Source organism: Streptomyces sp. SID14436 (assembly GCF_010548465.1).
Taxonomy (GTDB): Bacteria; Actinomycetota; Actinomycetes; order Streptomycetales; family Streptomycetaceae; genus Streptomyces.
The window spans coordinates 1-17,204 of record NZ_JAAGMD010000162.1 but is presented as its reverse complement, the minus strand read 5'-3'; the positions used below and the strand labels follow the sequence as shown (position 1 = coordinate 17,204).

The 17,204-nt window shown below is 72.5% G+C and carries 16 protein-coding genes and 1 pseudogene; 7 read left to right on the top strand and 10 right to left on the bottom strand.

What is annotated here, in order from left to right; translation table 11 throughout:
* Positions 1–176 precede the first annotated feature (176 nt).
* The 3 genes from G3I53_RS06015 to G3I53_RS06005 form a co-directional block, all read right to left on the bottom strand.
* Positions 177–1,241, bottom strand: a complete 1,065-nt coding sequence (locus G3I53_RS06015) for a biotin/lipoate A/B protein ligase family protein (protein WP_164335965.1) — start codon at positions 1,239–1,241, stop codon at positions 177–179.
* A 167-nt stretch (positions 1,242–1,408) separates the two neighbouring features.
* The gene (locus G3I53_RS06010) at positions 1,409–1,768 is read right to left on the bottom strand and encodes a hypothetical protein (RefSeq protein ID WP_164335963.1); all 360 of its coding nucleotides are present in this window, start codon (positions 1,766–1,768) and stop codon (positions 1,409–1,411) included.
* Positions 1,769–1,846: 78 nt separating this feature from the next.
* A complete protein-coding gene (locus tag G3I53_RS06005; protein WP_164335961.1) occupies positions 1,847–2,614 on the bottom strand; it encodes an SDR family oxidoreductase in 768 nt (255 codons plus the stop codon).
* A 93-nt stretch (positions 2,615–2,707) separates the two neighbouring features.
* Between G3I53_RS06005 and G3I53_RS06000 the strand changes: the two genes are divergently transcribed.
* Complete coding sequence (locus G3I53_RS06000) at positions 2,708–3,316, top strand: TetR/AcrR family transcriptional regulator (protein ID WP_164335959.1); 609 nt, start codon at positions 2,708–2,710, stop codon at positions 3,314–3,316.
* A gap of 96 nt (positions 3,317–3,412) precedes the next feature.
* Here G3I53_RS06000 and G3I53_RS05995 read toward each other — a convergent pair whose 3' ends face one another.
* The 6 genes from G3I53_RS05995 to G3I53_RS05970 form a co-directional block, all read right to left on the bottom strand.
* Positions 3,413–3,889, bottom strand: coding sequence for a MarR family transcriptional regulator (locus G3I53_RS05995; RefSeq protein WP_164335957.1), 477 nt, complete (start codon positions 3,887–3,889; stop codon positions 3,413–3,415).
* 63 nt (positions 3,890–3,952) lie between these two features.
* Entirely contained in the window at positions 3,953–4,861 is a 909-nt protein-coding gene (locus G3I53_RS05990) for an NADP-dependent oxidoreductase (protein ID WP_164335955.1), read from the bottom strand.
* Positions 4,862–4,918: 57 nt separating this feature from the next.
* Positions 4,919–5,317, bottom strand: a complete 399-nt coding sequence (locus G3I53_RS05985) for a hypothetical protein (protein ID WP_164335953.1) — start codon at positions 5,315–5,317, stop codon at positions 4,919–4,921.
* Complete coding sequence (locus G3I53_RS05980) at positions 5,314–6,105, bottom strand: cupin domain-containing protein (protein WP_164335951.1); 792 nt, start codon at positions 6,103–6,105, stop codon at positions 5,314–5,316. The genes G3I53_RS05985 and G3I53_RS05980 overlap by 4 nt, the downstream gene beginning before the upstream one ends.
* Positions 6,102–7,358 carry a sedoheptulose 7-phosphate cyclase gene (locus tag G3I53_RS05975; protein WP_164335949.1) on the bottom strand — a complete coding sequence of 419 codons (1,257 nt, stop codon included), beginning with the start codon at positions 7,356–7,358 and terminating at the stop codon, positions 6,102–6,104. Before G3I53_RS05975 ends, G3I53_RS05980 begins: the two co-directional genes overlap by 4 nt.
* A gap of 422 nt (positions 7,359–7,780) precedes the next feature.
* Positions 7,781–8,224 (bottom strand): MarR family transcriptional regulator, encoded by a 444-nt coding sequence (locus G3I53_RS05970; RefSeq protein ID WP_164335947.1) that lies wholly within the window; start codon positions 8,222–8,224, stop codon positions 7,781–7,783.
* Positions 8,225–8,645: 421 nt separating this feature from the next.
* On the opposite strand from G3I53_RS05970, the gene G3I53_RS33190 reads away from it, so the two are divergent.
* From G3I53_RS33190 to G3I53_RS33640, 5 genes and pseudogenes are all read left to right on the top strand, one after another.
* The gene (locus G3I53_RS33190) at positions 8,646–9,707 is read left to right on the top strand and encodes a VOC family protein (protein WP_203592143.1); all 1,062 of its coding nucleotides are present in this window, start codon (positions 8,646–8,648) and stop codon (positions 9,705–9,707) included.
* 245 nt (positions 9,708–9,952) lie between these two features.
* Entirely contained in the window at positions 9,953–10,645 is a 693-nt protein-coding gene (locus tag G3I53_RS05955; protein ID WP_164335946.1) for a hypothetical protein, read from the top strand.
* 205 nt (positions 10,646–10,850) lie between these two features.
* Entirely contained in the window at positions 10,851–12,461 is a 1,611-nt protein-coding gene (locus G3I53_RS05950) for an FAD-binding protein (protein WP_343240561.1), read from the top strand.
* Positions 12,462–12,539: 78 nt separating this feature from the next.
* Positions 12,540–13,745 (top strand): acyltransferase, encoded by a 1,206-nt coding sequence (locus G3I53_RS05945; protein WP_164335942.1) that lies wholly within the window; start codon positions 12,540–12,542, stop codon positions 13,743–13,745.
* A 152-nt stretch (positions 13,746–13,897) separates the two neighbouring features.
* A pseudogene (locus tag G3I53_RS33640) lies at positions 13,898–15,049 on the top strand (MFS transporter); the annotation flags it as partial.
* A 188-nt stretch (positions 15,050–15,237) separates the two neighbouring features.
* Here G3I53_RS33640 and G3I53_RS05935 read toward each other — a convergent pair.
* The gene (locus G3I53_RS05935; protein ID WP_164335938.1) at positions 15,238–16,053 is read right to left on the bottom strand and encodes an SAM-dependent methyltransferase; all 816 of its coding nucleotides are present in this window, start codon (positions 16,051–16,053) and stop codon (positions 15,238–15,240) included.
* A 169-nt stretch (positions 16,054–16,222) separates the two neighbouring features.
* Here G3I53_RS05935 and G3I53_RS05930 point away from each other — a divergent pair.
* Positions 16,223–17,204 (top strand): gamma-glutamyltransferase (locus G3I53_RS05930; protein ID WP_203616696.1); only part of this gene is annotated, 982 nt, incomplete at its 3' end.

Here is a 17,204-nt window from a genome sequence, read left to right as displayed (position 1 = left end):
TGCGGACGGGACGGCCAGTCTCACACGAGTCCCGGTGGGGCGGAAGGGCGAACTCGCTCCGTAGGGACACGGTGACAGCAACGCACCGAACAGCGCCCGCATTTGTCCTGCTTAACCCCGTGAACAGCGATTATGTCCGCGCGGTCGTCGAGCCGCAGAGCCGGGCCGCCCTGCGGTCAGGGCACCCGCGCCGTCCACGCGTCGGAGGCGAACTTCTCCCGCGCCAGTTCCGCGGCCCGGGTCAGCTCCTCGTCGGTCACCTTGCCGGCGGTGAGGCCGTAGCGGTCCCCGAAGGAGTCGATCATCCGGTCGATGACGGCCTCGCGGGCCAGCCCGGTCTGCCGGCGCAGCGGATCCACCCGCTTCTTCGCGCTGCCGGTGCCCTTGTCGGACAGCTTCTCCCGCCCGATGCGCAGCACGTCGAGCATCTTGTCCGCGTCGATGTCGTAGGCCATCGTCACGTGGTGCAGCACCGCGCCCGGACCGCCACCGGGCCCCACCAGCCGCTTCTGCGCCGCACCGGCGATCTTGCCCTGGTCGGTGGCGATGTCGTTCAGCGGCTGGTACCACGCCCGGATCCCCATGTCGCCGAGAGCGCCCAGCACCCAGTCGTCGAGGTAGGCGTAGCTGTCCTGGAACGACAGCCCCTGCACCAGTGCCTCCGGCACCGACAGCGAGTAGGTGATCGTGTTGCCGGGCTCCACGAACATCGCCCCGCCGCCGGAGATCCGGCGCACCACCTCGATGCCGTGCCGCCGCGCCCCCTCGGCGTCCACCTCGTTGCGCAGCGACTGGAAGCTGCCGATGATCACCGCGGGCGCGGCCCACTCCCACACCCGCAGCGTCGGCGGACGGCGCCCCGCGGCGACCTCCGCGGTCAGCACCTCGTCCAGCGCCATGTGCAGCGCCGGATTCTGCGGGCCCTCGTGGATCAGCTGCCAGTCGTAGTCCGTCCAGTCGGTGGCGTGCGCGAGCGCCCGGCGCACGGCGATGGCGATGCCCTCCGAGGTCAGCCCGTACATCACGGTCCCCGAGGGCAGGGCCGCCTCGATCCGCGCCGCCAGCCCGGCCGCGTCCGTCCCGGCGGGAGCGCCCTCCAGGGCACCGTTCACGGCGTCGAGGGCCTCGTCCGGCTCCAGGAAGAAGTCGCCCGCCACCCGCACGTGGCGCAGCACCCCGTCCTCCACCTCGACGTCCACCACGACCAGCTTGCCGCCGGGAACCTTGTACTCACCGTGCACGACTGACGCCTTCCACTCCGACCGCGGCCGGCCCGACGGGCCCGGCCGTCCACGTCAACGCGGGATGCGGGCGCGCTGTTCCCGGTGACCCTCACCGCGCCGGGGGCCGGCGTCGCCGTGACGCCGGCCCCGTTGCGCCCGCGGGCCGGTGGGGCAACCCCGGTCCGTCAGGCGTGGAGCAGCAGGTCCAGCTCCGCCGGGAGGTCCGTCACGTCCTCGTGCCGCGGTGCCGCGTCGGGCAGCTCGAAAGCCCACCGATGGGCGGGAGCACAGCCGAACGCACTGTCGAACAGCGTCGGAAGGGAGAGTTCGGCGCTGTGCGCCGAATCCCACACCAGCGCGAGCCCGCACAGGTCGGCGGCGGGGTCCGTGATCCACTGGCCGGCCCGCAGGCCGGGGAAGGGGAACTCCGGGTCGAACGGACCCTGCTCCGCCGACCGGTCTCGGGCGGTCCGGGTGCGGTGCGGTCGTACGGCTTCGGCCGGGGCAGTGCGCCGCTTGTCCCACCAGGCGATGACGACGTGCATGGGGCCTCCAGTGCAACCAGCGTGTAAGGGGTCAGGGTGTCGCCGTTGACACCGTGGCGTGCATGCGGTCCGGCGTGGTCAGAGCTGCGATCCGCCGGTGGCGTCGATGACCTGTCCCGTCACCCAGCGGGCGTCGTCGGAGGCGAGGAAGGTGACCACGTCGGCCACGTCCTCGGGCCGCCCGACCCTGCCGAGCGCCGACAGGTCCGCCGCGGACCTCTGGGCCGCCTCGTTGCCGCGCAGCCAGGTGGCGTTCATGTCGGTGTCGATGATGCCGGGCGCGACCGCGTTGACCGTGATGCCCCGAGGGCCGAGCGTCTTGGCCAGGGTGAGGGTGAAGGCGTCCACGGCGCCCTTCGTCATGGCGTACGCGATGATGTCGGTGAGCGCGATCCGGGTCGCCCCGGAGGAGACGTTGATGATCCGCCCGCCGTCGTGCAGGCGCTTGAGCCCTTGCTGGGTGAGGAAGAACGGCGCGCGCATGTTGACGGCGACGGCCGCGTCGAACGCCTCGGCGGTGGTCTCCTCGATCTCCCCGCGCGGGGTGATGCCGGCGTTGTTGACCAGGATGTCGAGGCCGGCGCCGTCCGCGTGTTCCAGGACCTGCCGGTCGTAGCCCTCCCAGAGGGTCGCCACGCCCTCGGGGCCGCTCAGGTCGGCCCCCACGGCGAACGCCTTCCCGCCCCCGGCGCGGACGCTGCCGACGACCTCGTCGGCGGCTGCCGCGTCGCGGCCGTAGTGCACCGCCACCAGCGCGCCCTCCGCACCGAGGCGCTCGGCGACCGCACGCCCGATTCCCCGGCTGCCGCCCGTGACCAGTGCCGTCCGGCCCGTCAGAGCACCCATGACCTCTCCTCTTCGTGTCACGTCATCAATGTGTAGCGATCGCTACGCAATGAGGTTACACCAATTTCCTAGCGATCGCTGTAAAATTCAGGGATGACCACGACCAAACGCGGCAGACCGCGGAGTTTCGACCGGGAGGCAGCCCTGCGTCAGGCCACGCTCCTGTTCTGGCAGCACGGTTACGAAGGCACGTCCGTCGCGGACCTGACCGCCGCCATGGGCATCTCGCCGCCGAGTCTCTACGCGGCCTTCGGTGACAAGCGCACCCTGTTCAACGAGGTCGTCGAGCGCTACGGCGGCAGCTTCGGCGCCTTCATGGACCAGGCGCTGGACCAGGAGAGCGACCCGCGTACCGGGTTCGCCAGAATGCTGGACGAAGCGGCCGTGTCCTACACCGCACCGGACCATCCCGCGGGCTGCCTGATCATCACCGCGGCGGCCAACTACTCGCCCCAGACGGCCGACGTCGAGCAGGACCTGCGCGCCCGCAGAGTGGCCAACGTCCGCTCCTTCGAGGAGCGGCTGGCACGCGCGAGGGAGGGCGGGGCGCTCGCTGAGGAGGCCGACGTGCGCGCGCTGGCGGTCTACTTCGCGGCAGTGATCCAGGGGATGTCGCAGCAGGCCCGCGACGGGGCGACCACGGAGGAGCTCCGGCGCACGGCCGCGTACGCCATGTCGGCCTGGCCCGAGCCGGAAGCCTGAGGGACGCCCTGCAGGCGGGCCCCCGGCTGCGGGGACCCGCCTGCGGGACGTCCTCCACGCACGGTGGTTGGAGTGCGCGGGGGAGGGCGGTCGGCCTCAGGGCGCCGGAGGTTCGTCCTCCGCCCGGCACAGGCGCGCCGCCACATGCGCGTATCTCTCGTCGAAGCGCAGTGCCCGGAACTCGGCCGACAGCTCGCGGTCGAGCGTGCGACGTGCGTGGGTCCAGAGGCGGGCGCCGGCGGCGGTGGCCGTGAACCGGCCGGCCCGGCGGTCGCAGGGCCAGGCCACCCGCACCGCCCGACCCTGCTCCTCCAGCCGGGCAAGCACCCGGCTCGCGGACGAGACGCTCACTCCCTGCCGTCCGGCGATCCCGCTCACCGACAACGGCGCGGGGGAGCTCTTCACGAGCAGTCCGAGCGCCATCAACGCCCCCAGGCCTATGTCGTGACGATGTGTCAGCACCCGGTCCAGTCTTCCCTCCAGCAGGGAGTACATGGGCACCATCCGCTCCCACAACCGCGAGGTGAAATCGGCGTCCGCGTCGGGAGCGCCCTCGTCGTGCGTCTCGGTCACGTGGACTGTCCTCGGTTCGTCGGGTCCGAGCCCCGGTGGGGCTCTGCTGCACCGGGCATGGCGTCAGGGCAGCAGGACGAGCTTGCCCCGCACGCCCCCGGCCGCCAGCAGCCGGTGGGCCTCGGCCGCGTCCGCGAAGCCGAGCCGGCGTGCCGTGCGCAGCCGCAGCTCTCCGCCGTCCACGAGGGCGCAGAGCGTGGCGAGGTCGGCGCCGCTCTGTTCGACGTAGGAGACCACCACCTCGATACCGCGTTCCGGCGCGGGCACCCGGGTGGGGACGATCGAGACGGCGCGCCCGCCGTCCCGCACGGCGGTGATCGCACGGGGCAGTCCGGCTGTCTCCAGCAGGCCGTCGACTCCGGCGTCGGGGAGGCACCGCTCGTCCACCACCCGATCGGCACCCAGAGCGCGCGCCTGCTCCGCGTCCCGGGCGGACCGGATGTGAGCCACCACCGTCAGGCCACGCCGTCGGGCGAGCTGGACGGCGAGACCGCCGACCGCCCCGAGAGCGCCGGTGATCAGCACCGACGCCCTCTCGGGCAGGGCCAGGATGCCGAGGGCCTGCCAGGCGGTCAGACCTGCCAGGGGCAGTCCGGCCGCGTCGGACAGCGGGACCGAGGAGGGAGCGTGGGCGATCGCGTCCGCCGGCAGGGCCACGCGCTCGGCGTGGGTCCCCCGTCCCGTGGCCAGCTGGGCGGACATGGCCACGACGTGGTCGCCCACGGCGAAACCGGTGACCGCCTCGCCCACGGCGGTGACCGTGCCGGCCAGGTCCCAGCCGAGGATCATGGGCGGGCCGCTCGGGGTGCGCTCGGCGTGGAGGCCGGCCCGGGTCTGGAGGTCGACGGGGTTGACCGCGACGGCGGCGCTGCGGACGAGGACGCCGTCCGGTCCCGGGCCGTCGGGCTCCGGGACCTCGCGGACTGTCAGGACCTCTGGCCCGCCGTACGTGGTCAGGACCACGGCGCGCATGTCTGCTCGCTTTCGTAGGGGGTGCGGCGCGCCGCCGTCGCGGCGCGCCGCCTGTCTTCAGGGGCGGGTGAGTTCGGGCACCCGGGGCGGCAGCCGGCCGGACACGGAGGCGGAGAGCCCCCGGACCGAGACCAGACGCGCCGTGGGGGAGTCCGCGGTGATCCGGGCCCGGCACTCCTGCGGCACCAGGGCCAGTTGTCCCGCGCGTACGGTGTGCCCGCCGGAGGGCGTTGTCAGGCGCAGCACGCCCTCCAGCACGAGCAGCGCCTCCTCCACTCCGTGCCCGGGGTGCGTGGTGAGGACCGAACCGCGGGGGAGCAGCCAGTGCTCCGCGGCCTCGCACTCGCTGTGCAGCATGCCCCTGCGCACCAGGCAGGTCCAGGCCGCCTCGGCCTCACCTCCCGCCTCGGTGCCCACTGCGGTGCGCACCGCCTCGGACGTCGTCGTGAGGATCACGCGACCTCCTCGGCGCGTTCGGGGACGGCCAGCGTCACGATCAGCAGACGCAGCGGAGCGGTTGCCCCGACGGTGGTCGAGGTGCCCGCGCCCAGGGTCAGGCACGTGTCGGCCACCAGCTCGGCCGCGTCGGCTCCCGAGGTGGCCCGGCCCTCGCCGCTGTGCACGAACACGGCGAGTTCCGCGTCGGGCGAGCCCAGCACCGTGCGTTGGCCGGCGTCGAGTTCGACGACCTCCACCCGGCGCAGCGGCCCGCTGAAGACACCGTCGGTGGAGACGGTCCGCTCCTTGAACAGGTCGTGGATGACGACATCGCCCATGGGGGGAACTCCTGGATGGGTGTGGCCGGTCGAGGACAGCACGGCACGGGTGCCGGGCGAGAGGGTTTCGATGACCCACCAGTCGAGGTCGGCCTCGCCGGTGTTGCGCAGCCCGTGCACGTTCCCGGGAGCGGTCAGCGCGAGGGACCCCGGCCCCACCCGATGGGCGGCGCCGTTGAAGAGGAACTCGCCGTGTCCGCGAAGCACGAGGTAGATCTCCTCGGTACGGGTGTGGCGGTGTTCCCCGCTGAGGCCGCCCGGCGGGACGGACGCCCACTCCACGGCCTCGGAGGCGGAGTCGAGTTGGCGGCGGCCGGCGAAGCACTTCCACCGGGTGCGCCCGGCGGCGCCGTGCACTCCGTGGACCGTGGCGGCACCGGTCACGGTACCGATGGAGCGGAAGACGCGGGGCGCTGTGCCGGCCGGGGCGGCGACCGTCCCGGGGCGCGCGAGGGACGCCGACGTCATCGCGCCACCCCGGCGGCGAGCCCCGCGAGCGCCTCGGCCGCCGCCTTGAGTTCGGCTTCGGTGACGTCGTTGACGAACACGGCGCTGCCGATCCCCACCGGCAGTGGCAGCCGCTGCTTGCCGTCGCGGTGGCGCACGGTGTCGCGCAGGGCGTCCATCAGCACGTCGGCCGTGCACAGGGGGTGCCAGGCCGGCAGTCCCAGCCGTTCCATCACGGCGAGCACGCGTTCCCGCTGATAGGCGCTGACCAGCCCGCGCTGCTCGGCCATCACGGTGGTGAGCGCCATGTCGACGGCCACGGCCTCCCCGTGCAGCAGGGCGGGAAGGGCGTGCATCTCGATGGTCGGGCTGAACGTGTGGCCGTAGTCGACGACGCGTTCCAGCACCTTCTCCCAGAGGTTCGGCTGGAGCTCCTCCAGCATCCCGTGGATGGCCCGCTCGGTCACCTCCGTCGCGGGGTCGAGGTGCAGGCCCCGGGCCGCGAGGCGCTGCTCCAGCGGGGCGTCCGCAGGGGTGGGGCCCACACCTCCGGGGCTCTGCAGCTTGGTACGCAAGAGGTCGGCCCCGTGCTGTTCCAGCAGGTCGAACAGTCGCGCGTCCTTGATCAGGGCGATCTTCAGGATCTCGGACAGTCCGTTGCTGATGTGCCGGGTGTCGAGGGTCGCCAGGAACGAGCGGTCCAGCAGGGTGCGGTCCGCGGGGAAGTACGTGCCCAGCCGGTTCTTGTGTCCGTTGTGGTTGACCCCGGTCTTCGCGCCGACGCCGGCGTCCACGAGGCCGATCAGTGTGGTGGGGATGCGGATGAACGGTGTGGAGCGGCGGTAGAGACTGGCGGCGAAACCGACGATGTCCATGAGGACGCCCCCGCCGATGGCGATGACGGGTTCACGGCGGCGGTCGACGCCGAAGTCGTCGAGTGCCTCGGCGACCCGCAGCACGGCGTCCATCGACTTGTGCGTCTCACCGTCGTCCAGCACGAGCAGGCGGTGGTCGACGGCGTGGTGATCGAAGTAGGCGCGGATCCGCTCACCGTACAGGGATGCGACGACCCGGTCGGTGACGACGAAGCGGCGCCGGGGCCCGGTGCCCGAAGTTCCCTCCAGAATCACGGAGTTCGCCGGGTCCAGCAGGTTGTCGCAGGCCTGGATCTCGTACTGCACCGGATTGCTGGTCTGCACCGACCAGTGGGTGACCGGGCTGCCCACGGCGAAGAGGCCGTCGTTGGTCGCGGTGGTCTGGGTTCGCTGCTGCATCAGACTTCTGCCTCCGGCGAAGAGTCTCGATCCGGGTGCTCGGAGCATCCGGTCGGGGCAGTTCTCTCACGTGTCGGCATCGCGGCCCTCCGGGCCGTCCGCACGCACTTCGGTCACCGTGTCGTGACCCGCCCCCGTTGTCGGGAGCGACCCTGACACAGGAGTCATTGCGTACGCAAGGATATCCAGTTTTTCATGCGTGGAGTGCTGGCCGAAACCGATCGCGTTGCACGCATCGGGCCGCGATGATCTGGTGCTTCAGTGTGTGTTCAGTTGCCAGGGATGTCCTGAAGGATGCTGCGATACATGCTTACGCAAGGACGCCTGCCCTGTTTTCCGCAGTGTCCGCCCGCCTGGGCGGCCTGACGGGGCGCGGGAACGACGGCGCCCCCGCCGAGGGGGCGGGGGCGTCGGGGGCGGGGTCAGCGGTTGAGGGTGGGGGCGTACCGCAACCGGGCGACGACCGAACTGGTCCGGCTGTCCATGGAAGCGACCTCCAGTGCCATGCCCACCTCCCGCCGGAAGAGGCCCCCTATGTCCCCGACCAGGTCGCGGCCCGCGTCGGTGACACGCACCACCACGCCCCGGCGGTCCGTCGCGTGTGCCGCCTTCTCGACCAGGCTGCGGCCCTCGAGCCGCTGGACGGCACGGGTGGCGGACGACTGATTGAGACCAAGGAGTTGGGCGAGTTCGCTCATGCGGATGCCGGCCGGGTCACCGTTGCTCAGTGCCCGCAGGGCCAGGAAGTCGGTGAGGCCCAGTTCGAAGTCCTCGGACAGCCGTCTGTCCAGCGCGGTCCCGACCTCCGCGACGAGAACCGATAGTTGGCTCCACAGCTCGACACTGTCTTCCTTGCGCGTTCGCATGATGCCGCCTTCTTCAGGATGCCCCGGGCTCCGCCGACCGTCGGGGGGAACCCTTCCGGGCGCGGTGGGGGGAAACGGGCTCGGCACGCGACAGCCGGCACGGCCGGTCCATGCCCAGAATACGAGACCGCGGAGGCCGGGGAAACCCCCGGTCACCACGTGGTTTGCATGCCTGGGCAAGGAGATCTGCAAGTTCTTGATTCGGTGACTGTTCAAGCAAGGTCTACAAGTGGTCCAAGTGCCAGGTCGAAATCGGTGTGCGGGCCTACCTGTGCGGGCGTGGTCCGGGGGTAGTTCTTGCGTGCGCAATGACATTGTCGTACTGTCCCCTCGGTCGGTCCCGGCTGTCGGCACGTTCCGGCGCCCGGGCACGCATGTGTCGTGGTGTCCCGTCACCCGACGCGCGACAACAGGGGGAAAGATGCTCAACGCCGTCACCGAGTCGCCGGGGCTCTTAGGCCTGCCCACCGCGCGGGCCGTCGATCACTACGCCTTCACGGTGCCGCGCCTGGAGGAGGCCGTCGCCTTCTTCACCGACGTCCTCGGAGGGCAACTCTGCTACCGGGAAGGGCCGGTGGAGGACGCCGCCGGCGACTGGATGCGCCGGAAGCTGGGCGTTCACCCGAGGGCCCGCGCCCACGTCGCCCTCGTCAGGCTCGACGCCTTCACCAACCTCGAGCTGTTCGAGTACGACGCTCCGGACCAGGTGACCTCGCCACCCGGTCCGAACGACGTCGGCGGACACCACCTCGCCCTGACGGTCGCCGATCCGGAGGCGGCCGAGCAGTACCTGCGCCGGGCCGGCGCCGTCCGGCTGGGTCCTGCGGAGCCCTCCGGCAGGACCCGCCGCTGGTTCCTCACCCCCGTCGGCCTGCTGCTCTCCCTGAGCGCCCCCGGACGGCGGGACGAACGGCTCTTCGTTCCGGCTCCCGAGATGCGGGACGGTGCCGCCCGGGGTGGGCTCGGCCTGCTCGGCGTCGAACACGTCAGTTACACGGTTTCCGATCTCGACGCCGCCACGGCGTTCTTCACCACGGTGCTGGGAGCCGAACTCGTGGCGAGCCACGGAGGTGCGTCGGAGCCGGACGACGGCCACTGGCCACCCGGTGCAGAGCAGTGCCGCCGCGTCCTCCTGCGGCTGGGGCCGACGGCCAACTGCCGGCTCACGCAGAGCGGCAGGGGCGCGCTGCGGACCCGTCCCCCGCGCAACAGCGACGTCGGCGGTCATCATCTGGCCTTCTACGTCGACGATGTGGACGCCGCCGCTGCGTACTTGCGCGAGCAGGACGGCGTGACGCTGATGGGTGAACCGGAGACGATCGTCTCCGGCCCCATCGCTGGTGACCGCTGGCTGTACTTCACCACACCGGCCGGCATCCAGATGGAGATCATCAACATGCCGGACGGCGCGCTGCCGTACGAGGCGCGAACCCCTGCCCGGCGTGCCACTCCTGGCGCCCTGCGCTGGCAGGACCGCCCCTGAGCGGGGCCGGCGACGCCTGCTTCTGCCTGAACGTTTCCTCGCAGCTTCCCGAACCCCGGCACCCGGGCCGCTCCGGTCGGGTCCACACCGGCGCCCCGCCGACCGAGAAGGACCGGCGCCCGGGCACGACGCCACGCACCCCTTAGGCAGCCATCATGCATACGCTCGTTCCGTCGGCGGCCCGGCCTCCCGGACAGCCGCCCCGGTCTTCCCTGCCACCGCCTGCCGGACCGCCGCACGGGACGATGTCCCGCGCCGGGCTCTGGCTCGACTGCCGGCACCGCGCCCCGGGTGCGGCGGCCGGTACCCACGACGGGGAGGCGCACGCCGTCGAGGACGTGCTGCCGCCCGTCGGCCGGCCCGCACGCCCCGAGTACCTCTCCAGGGGAGGCGTTGCGATCACGGGGCCCGTGCACGGGCCGGCCGCGGGCCGGCGGCTCCTGCGCGGACTGCTGGCCGCGCACAGTGCCACGGAGGTGGCCCGCCGCTACGTCGTCGAGTATCCCGCTCCCGTCGTCGATGCCCTGGTCAACGCCGCTCTTGACCGGATCGGAGGCTGGGAGGCCAAGGCCATGCGCGACCGTGCCGGAGTAGCCGGCGCCCACCTGCTGTACGACGCGCTGCGCCGCGAGCTGGCCTCGCCGCAGTGGACGCGGGCCCTCGACCGCGGACTGGCCGCTCCCGGTCTGCTGGTGTCCACCCGGCCGATGGCCGGCCCCGACCGGGGCGCCGAGTACGCGCGGCAGTGCCTGCTCCCCGGGGCGGCCGTCGCACTGGCCCCCGGGGCGTTGCGGAGCTTCGCGGACGACGACAGCGCCCCGCGGACGTCCACCGTCGACCTGGCGGAGGCCCGCCGCGTCGTCGGCATTCTTGACTGGTTCGGCATCTCCCTCGACGCGCTGCACGGCCCGGCGACCCCGTCGACACCTGCCCGCTGACACCCCGGGCGCGTCCGAACGGCCCTCCCCAACGAACGCCCGGGACGGTGCCCGCCTCACCTTCCGCGCCCTTCCCCGTTCCCTTTCATCCCGTTTCCCGAGGAATGAACTCATGCCTTCATCAGCTCCGCTGCCTCCTGCCCCCGCTTCCCCCTCTCCCGCCACCACCTCGGGCCGGCGGAGCGGGACCGCCGACGCTCCGCGCGTGCAGCGCAGAACCTTCCTGTCCGGCACGGCCGCCGTGGGGGGCGCCTTCGCGGTCACCGCGGCGGGCGTGAGCCCCGCCCTCGCGGCCGAACCGGTCCGGGCCGGTGGCACCCGGGGCGCTGGCCCCGTCACCGTCCGCCCGAACGACCGGCGCTACGCCGATCTCCGCCGCGGCACCAACCAGCGATGGGTCGGCAGCCCGCAGAAGATCGTCCTCGCCGAGACCACCGCCGATGTCGTCGCGGCCGTGCAACGGGCCGTCGACTCCGGCAGACGTCTGGCCGTGCGCAGTGGCGGACACTGCTACGAGGACTTCACCACCAGCCAGGACATCGAGATCGTCCTCGATCTCTCCCGCATGGACGACGTGTCCTACGACCGGCGCCGCCGGGCCTTCTCCGTCCAGCCCGGCGCGCCCCTCGGCCGGATCTACGACCGCCTCTACAAGGGCTGGGGCGTGTACCTCCCGGCGGGCAACTGCCCCACGGTCGCGGCCGGAGGCCACATCCAGGGCGGCGGCTACGGGTCCATGAGCCGGCGCGACGGCCTCGCCGTCGACCACCTGTACGGCATCGAGATCGTGGTCGTCCGGGCGGACGGCACCGCCCGCACCGTCGTGGCCACACGCGAGCCCGACGACCCCCACCGGGAGCTGTGGTGGGCGCACACCGGAGGGGGCGGCGGGAACTTCGGTGTCGTCACCCGGTACTGGCTGCGCTCCCCAGGGGCGACGGGGACCGATCCGGCCGCACAACTGCCCACCCCGCCGCGGGAGGTGTGGCTGAGCGAGGTGGCCTGGCCGTGGGAACGGCTGTCCGAGGCACGCTTCACGCGGCTGATGCGCAACCACGGCGACTGGCACACCCGTCACAGCGGGCCCGATTCCCCCTACACCGCGCTGTTCAGCCAGCTCAAGACGTTCCACCGGTCCGCCGGCGCGGTCGTGCTCGATTCACTGGTGGACGCCGGCGCCCCGGACGCAGAGGGCATGCTGCGGCGCTACGTCGCCGCGGTCGGGGAAGGGCTCGGGATCCGGCCTCAGGTCCGCCAGTACCGACGGATGCCGTGGCTGCACGCCACGCAGTGGCCCGGGTTCACCGGACCCGACCCCACGATCCGCTTCAAGGGCAAGTCCGTGTACGCGCGGAGGACGTACGCGGACGCGCACATCGCCGCCGCCTACCGCCATCTCACGCGTGACGACTTCGGCAACCCCGGTGCACTTCTCATGATCGCGTCGTACGGGGGAGCGGTGAACCGTGTCGCCCCCGACGCCACCGCGGTGCCCCAGCGGGACTCCGTGCTCAAGTACCAGGTCGTCTCGCTGTGGGACGACGCGGCCGACGACGCGGCCAACGTCGGCTGGGTGCGCGAGTGCTACCGCGACATGTTCGCCGCCACCGGAGGTGTCCCGGTGCCGAACGGGACCACTGACGGCTGCTTCGTCAACTACGCCGACGTCGACCTGGCCGACCCGCGGTGGAACAGCTCGGGAGTGCCCTGGCACGAGCTCTATTACAAGGACGGCTACCGACGGCTGCAGCGGGTCAAGGCCGCCTGGGACCCCACCGGGTTCTTCCGGCACGCCCAGTCCGTCCGTCACGTGTGATCCCCGGCCCGGCATCGCCGGCCGACCTGCCCCTCGGGGCCACGCCGCCCCACCGACTCCCCCGCCGAGGTGATCTTCGTGTCCACTGCTCCGGCCACGCCGGAACGCTCCTCCCGGCTGCCCTCCCTGACGGGACTGCGCTTCTTCGCCGCCTTCCTCGTCTTCCTGTTCCACCTTTCGCTGCTCGACGCCTACTCCACCGACGGGGAGGGGCACGGGCCGTTCGCGTCCGCCCTCCGGAACGGCGGATGGGCCGGTGTCACCTTCTTCTTCATCCTCAGCGGATTCGTCCTGACCTGGTCCGTCCGTGACGGCGACACCACCCGTGCCTTCTGGGGACGCCGCCTGGCCAAGATCCTCCCCAACCACGTCGTGACCTTCTTCCTCGCCCTGGCCTCCTACGCGTACGTGTCGGCCACATGGGGTCAGGGCATCCCCAACTTCCTGCTGCTGCAGGCGTGGATACCTCGCGACTACGTCTTCTTCAGCATCAACAACCCCAGTTGGTCACTCTCCTGCGAACTGGTCTTCTACCTGCTGTTCCCGGCCCTGCACCGGTGGGTGTCCCGCATCCGCGAGGACCGGCTGTGGTGGTGGGCGGCGGGAACGGCGGCGGTCATCGTCCTGCTCCCCCTCGTCGCCCAACTGCTGCCCACAGGTGAGAAGTTCGGCCCGAACCACGCCAACTCCCCGCTGTACGGGCATTCGATCACCCAGATGTGGTTCGTCTACATCTTCCCGCCCATCCGGGTGCTCGACTTCCTGCTCGGCATCCTGATGGCCCGCATCGTCCTGTCCGGCCGGTGGATGGGCCTCGGCGTGCGGCCCGCACTGGCTCTCACGGCCGCCGCCTACGCGGTGAGCCTCGGCGTTCCCTTCCTGTTCTCGCTCAACGCCGTGGTCGTCGTCCCGTTCGCTCTGTTCATCGCCGCCGCGGCGGCCCGGGACGCCGGAGGCCGGCCCACCGCGGTGAGCGGACGGGTGTGCGTGTGGCTCGGCGAGGTGTCGTTCGCCTTCTATCTCGTCCACCAGATCCTGCTGTCCGTCACACAGGAGCGGATCGGTTTCCGGGAAGCGGACTCGTTCGGCGAGGCCCTGGGTGTGGCGATGCTGGTCGCCGCCGCGAGCCTCCTGCTGGCCTGGCTGCTCTACATCGGCGTCGAGCGGCCCGTCATGCGGGCGTGGGGACGCCGGAGCCGGGCGGCACGTGAGACCGAGCCGCCGGAGCCTGCCCGCCCGACGCCGGACGACACCGACCGTCCCGTCACCGTCGGCACGTCCTGAGACATCCGCCGCCACGGCCTCGCCCTCGACGGACCCCGGTGCCCGCGGGCACCGGGGCCGGCGACCCACGACAGGCGCCGTACCCGTGCCCCGCGGGCCCCGGACAGCCCTTCGTCGGGCAGGGGACCGCGGCGACGACGAAGGAGACCTCCATGCCCCTGCCCGTCTTCGCGATGATGGCCTGCACCTTCTGCATCGGCACCGCCGAGAGCGTCATCGCGGGCATCCTCCCGTCCATCGCGCGGGAGGTCGGCGTCTCCCTCTCCTCGGTCGGCCTGCTGATCAGCGCATACGCCCTCGCGGTCGTCCTCGCCGGCCCGCTGGTCACCGCGGCCACGGCAGGGCTCAGCCGTGCCGTCCTCATGCCCGCTCTGATGCTCGTGTTCGTCCTGGGCAACGCGCAGGCGGCACTGGCCCCCGGGTTCGGCTGGCTGATGGCGGGCCGAGTGGTGAGCGCCGTCGTCCACTCCACCCTCATCGCGGTCTTCGTGGCCACGGCGCGCGACATGGCACCCCCGGAGCGCAGATCGGCCTGGGGGGCCAAGGTCACCCTGGGCATCGGACTGTCGAGCGTGGCCGGTGTTCCCGTCGGAAGCCTGGTGGGGGAGGCCTTCGGATGGCGCGCCACGTTCTGGTCGCTCGCCGGGCTGAGCCTGGCCGCCACCGTGCTGCTCACCCGCTGCACCGTGCCCGAGGCCGTACCGCGCGGGCCGGAGGCGTCCGGCGTGGACCGACGGCGCACACCGGCCCTGCCGGGTCCCGTCCTTCTCGTCGCGCTGGTGATCACCCTGGGCACGGCAGGGGTGTTCGCCCTCTACACCTACGCCTCGCCCTACCTCACGCAGGCCGTGGGCATCGACCCGCGGGCCGTCACCGTCCTGCTGCTGCTCTACGGGGCCGGCGGCGTCGTCGGCAACTCGCTCGGCGGCAGGGCGGCGGACCGCTTCCCCCACGCGTCGGTGCCCGTGACCCTGGGCACGGCCACGGCGGGACTCCTCCTGCTCGCGCTGCCGCCCGGCAACGGGTGGGTCGTCGCCGCGCTGTTCTGCCTGCTGGGAGCGGCGTACTTCGCCGGCATTCCGGCACTCAACACGCGCATCGTGGCCGCGGCGGGGTCCTCGTCTCCCACCATGGCGCTGACCGTCAACAACTCGGCCTTCTGCGTCGGCATCGCGCTGGGGAGCTGGCTCGCCGGCCTCCTGCTCTCCCGTGGCCACGGCCTTCCGTCCGTCGCCGCCGCGGGCGCGACGCTGTCCGCAGCCGCCTGGGTGCTCTCCCTCGCGCGTCCCGGTGGCAGGGGCGAACGGAGAACGACGGGGGCGGCGGCCGCCGGCCCGTCCGCGAGCCTCCCGGAGACCTCCCTCGCGGGCGGACTCCGCCCCCGCCCCCACTGGTCGGCAGGAGCACAAGGAACACATACGGACGTCCCCGCCGCAGTGACCCCGGCCACCTCCCCGGGGAGAGGCGGCCGGGGCCGGGCATCGTCAGGGCGTCACGGCTTGCGGGCGAGGCCCCCGTGCTCGCCGATCGGCTCCGGGGCCGGGCCGTCCGGGTCCGGGCGCCACTCGGTCACCGGCACCACGCCGGGCTCGACCAGCTCCAGACCGTCGAAGAACGCGGTGATCTCGTCGACGGAGCGCAGGATGTACGGGGCGGCGCCGCTCTCGTTGTACGCGTCCTGCGCCCGCTCGAACACCGGGTCGATGCCCCGTGAGCCGTCGTTGATCGACAGGTAGCTGCCCGAGGGGAGCTCCGCCATCAGACGGGTGACGATCCCGCGCGCCTGCTCGTAGTCCGGGATGTGCCCCAGGATGTTGCTGAGGATCAGTGCCGTCGGACGGCTGAAGTCCAGCGTGTCGGCCGCGGCGGCCAGCACCCGCTCCGGGTCCCGCACGTCGGAGTCGACGTACGCGGTCGCCCCCTCGGGCGTCGAGTAGAGCAGGGCGCGGGCGTGGGCCAGCACCATCGGGTCGTTGTCGACGTAGACGATCCGGGTCTCGGGGGCGAGACGCTGGGCGACCTCGTGCGTGTTGTCGGCGGTGGGCAGCCCGGTGCCGATGTCCAGGAACTGCCGGATCCCCGCCTCGGTGACCAGGTACGTGATGTTGCGGCGCAGGAAGGCGCGGCTGCTGCGGGCGATGGTGACGATGCCCGGGAAGACGGCGGTGTACGCGTCGCCCGCCTGCTCGTCCACGGGGTAGTTGTCCTTGCCGCCCAGCCAGTAGTTCCAGATACGGGCCGAGTGCGGCACCGAGGTGTCGATGTTCTGCTGCGCCGAGGGTCCGGGCGGGGTCGCGGGGTCGCTCATGGGTACGGTCCATCTCTCAGCCGAGGCACGGGTGATCGAGCACAACCTATGCCCCAACGGGTGGGGTGCGCACTTCAGTTCGCGTTGTCCGCGGGTCGCCCTCCCGGCCGGCCTCCGCCCGGGCCGCCGGGGGTACGCCTCGCGCGCGGTGATCGGTAGCCTGCCCGGCATGTTCACCACCCGCCCCACCCTCCAGGGCACCTTCGGCATGGTGTCCAGCACCCACTGGCTGGCCTCGCAGTCCGCGATGGCCGTGCTGGAGGACGGCGGCAACGCCTACGACGCGGCCGTCGCGGGGGCCTTCGTGCTGCATGTCGTCGAGCCGCACCTCAACGGCCCCGCCGGCGAGGTCCCCATCCTGCTCGCCCCGGCCGGCGGGGACGTACGGGTGCTGTGCGGGCAGGGCGTGGCCCCGGCCGGAGCGACCCCCGCCCACTACCGCGCCCTCGGCCTGGACCTCGTCCCCGGCACCGGACCGCTCGCCGCCGCCGTCCCCGGCGCCTTCGACGCGTGGATGGTGCTGCTGCGCGACCACGGCACCAGGCACCTCGCCGACGTCCTGAAGTACGCCGTCGGCTACGCCGAGCACGGACACCCGCCGGTGGAGAACATCGGCGCGACCGTCGAGACCGTCCGGCACCTGTTCGAGACGGAGTGGACGTCGTCGGCGCAGGTCTACCTGCCCGGCGGCCGCGCCCCCCGCCCCGGCACCCCGCTGCGCAACCCCGCCCTCGCCGCGACCTGGCGGCGGCTGCTCGCCGAGACCGCCGGGGCGGGGGACCGCGAGGCGCAGATCGAGGCCGCCCGGGAGGTCTGGCGCACCGGCTTCATAGCCGAGGCCCTGGCCCGGCAGGCCGCCCGGCCGACCCTGGACACCACCGGCGAACGCCACCGCGGCACCCTCACCGCCGACGACCTCGCCGCCTGGTCCGCCACCTACGAGAGCCCGGCGACGTACGACTTCCGGGACTGGACCGTGTGCAAGGCGGGCCCCTGGAGCCAGGGCCCGGTCCTGCTGCAGCAGCTCGCGCTGCTCCCGCCCGACCTGCCGCCCCCCGGCTCCGCCGCGTACACCCACCTGCTGATCGAGGGCTGCAAGCTGGCCATGGCCGATCGCGAGGCCTGGTACGGCGACGCCGCCGAGGTGCCGC

What these genes read in the sequence shown, in the direction of transcription:
- G3I53_RS06010 (WP_164335963.1), bottom strand. Translation starts at nt 1,768, where the DNA reads ATGCACGTCGTCATCGCCTGGTGGGACAAGCGGCGCACTGCCCCGGCC.
- G3I53_RS06005 (WP_164335961.1), bottom strand. Translation starts at nt 2,614, where the DNA reads ATGGGTGCTCTGACGGGCCGGACGGCACTGGTCACGGGCGGCAGCCGG.
- G3I53_RS06000 (WP_164335959.1), top strand. Translation starts at nt 2,708, where the DNA reads ATGACCACGACCAAACGCGGCAGACCGCGGAGTTTCGACCGGGAGGCA.
- G3I53_RS05990 (WP_164335955.1), bottom strand. Translation starts at nt 4,861, where the DNA reads ATGCGCGCCGTGGTCCTGACCACGTACGGCGGGCCAGAGGTCCTGACA.
- G3I53_RS05980 (WP_164335951.1), bottom strand. Translation starts at nt 6,105, where the DNA reads ATGACGTCGGCGTCCCTCGCGCGCCCCGGGACGGTCGCCGCCCCGGCC.
- G3I53_RS05975 (WP_164335949.1), bottom strand. Translation starts at nt 7,358, where the DNA reads ATGCAGCAGCGAACCCAGACCACCGCGACCAACGACGGCCTCTTCGCC.
- G3I53_RS05970 (WP_164335947.1), bottom strand. Translation starts at nt 8,224, where the DNA reads ATGCGAACGCGCAAGGAAGACAGTGTCGAGCTGTGGAGCCAACTATCG.
- G3I53_RS33190 (WP_203592143.1), top strand. Translation starts at nt 8,646, where the DNA reads ATGCTCAACGCCGTCACCGAGTCGCCGGGGCTCTTAGGCCTGCCCACC.
- G3I53_RS05955 (WP_164335946.1), top strand. Translation starts at nt 9,953, where the DNA reads ATGTCCCGCGCCGGGCTCTGGCTCGACTGCCGGCACCGCGCCCCGGGT.
- G3I53_RS05935 (WP_164335938.1), bottom strand. Translation starts at nt 16,053, where the DNA reads ATGAGCGACCCCGCGACCCCGCCCGGACCCTCGGCGCAGCAGAACATC.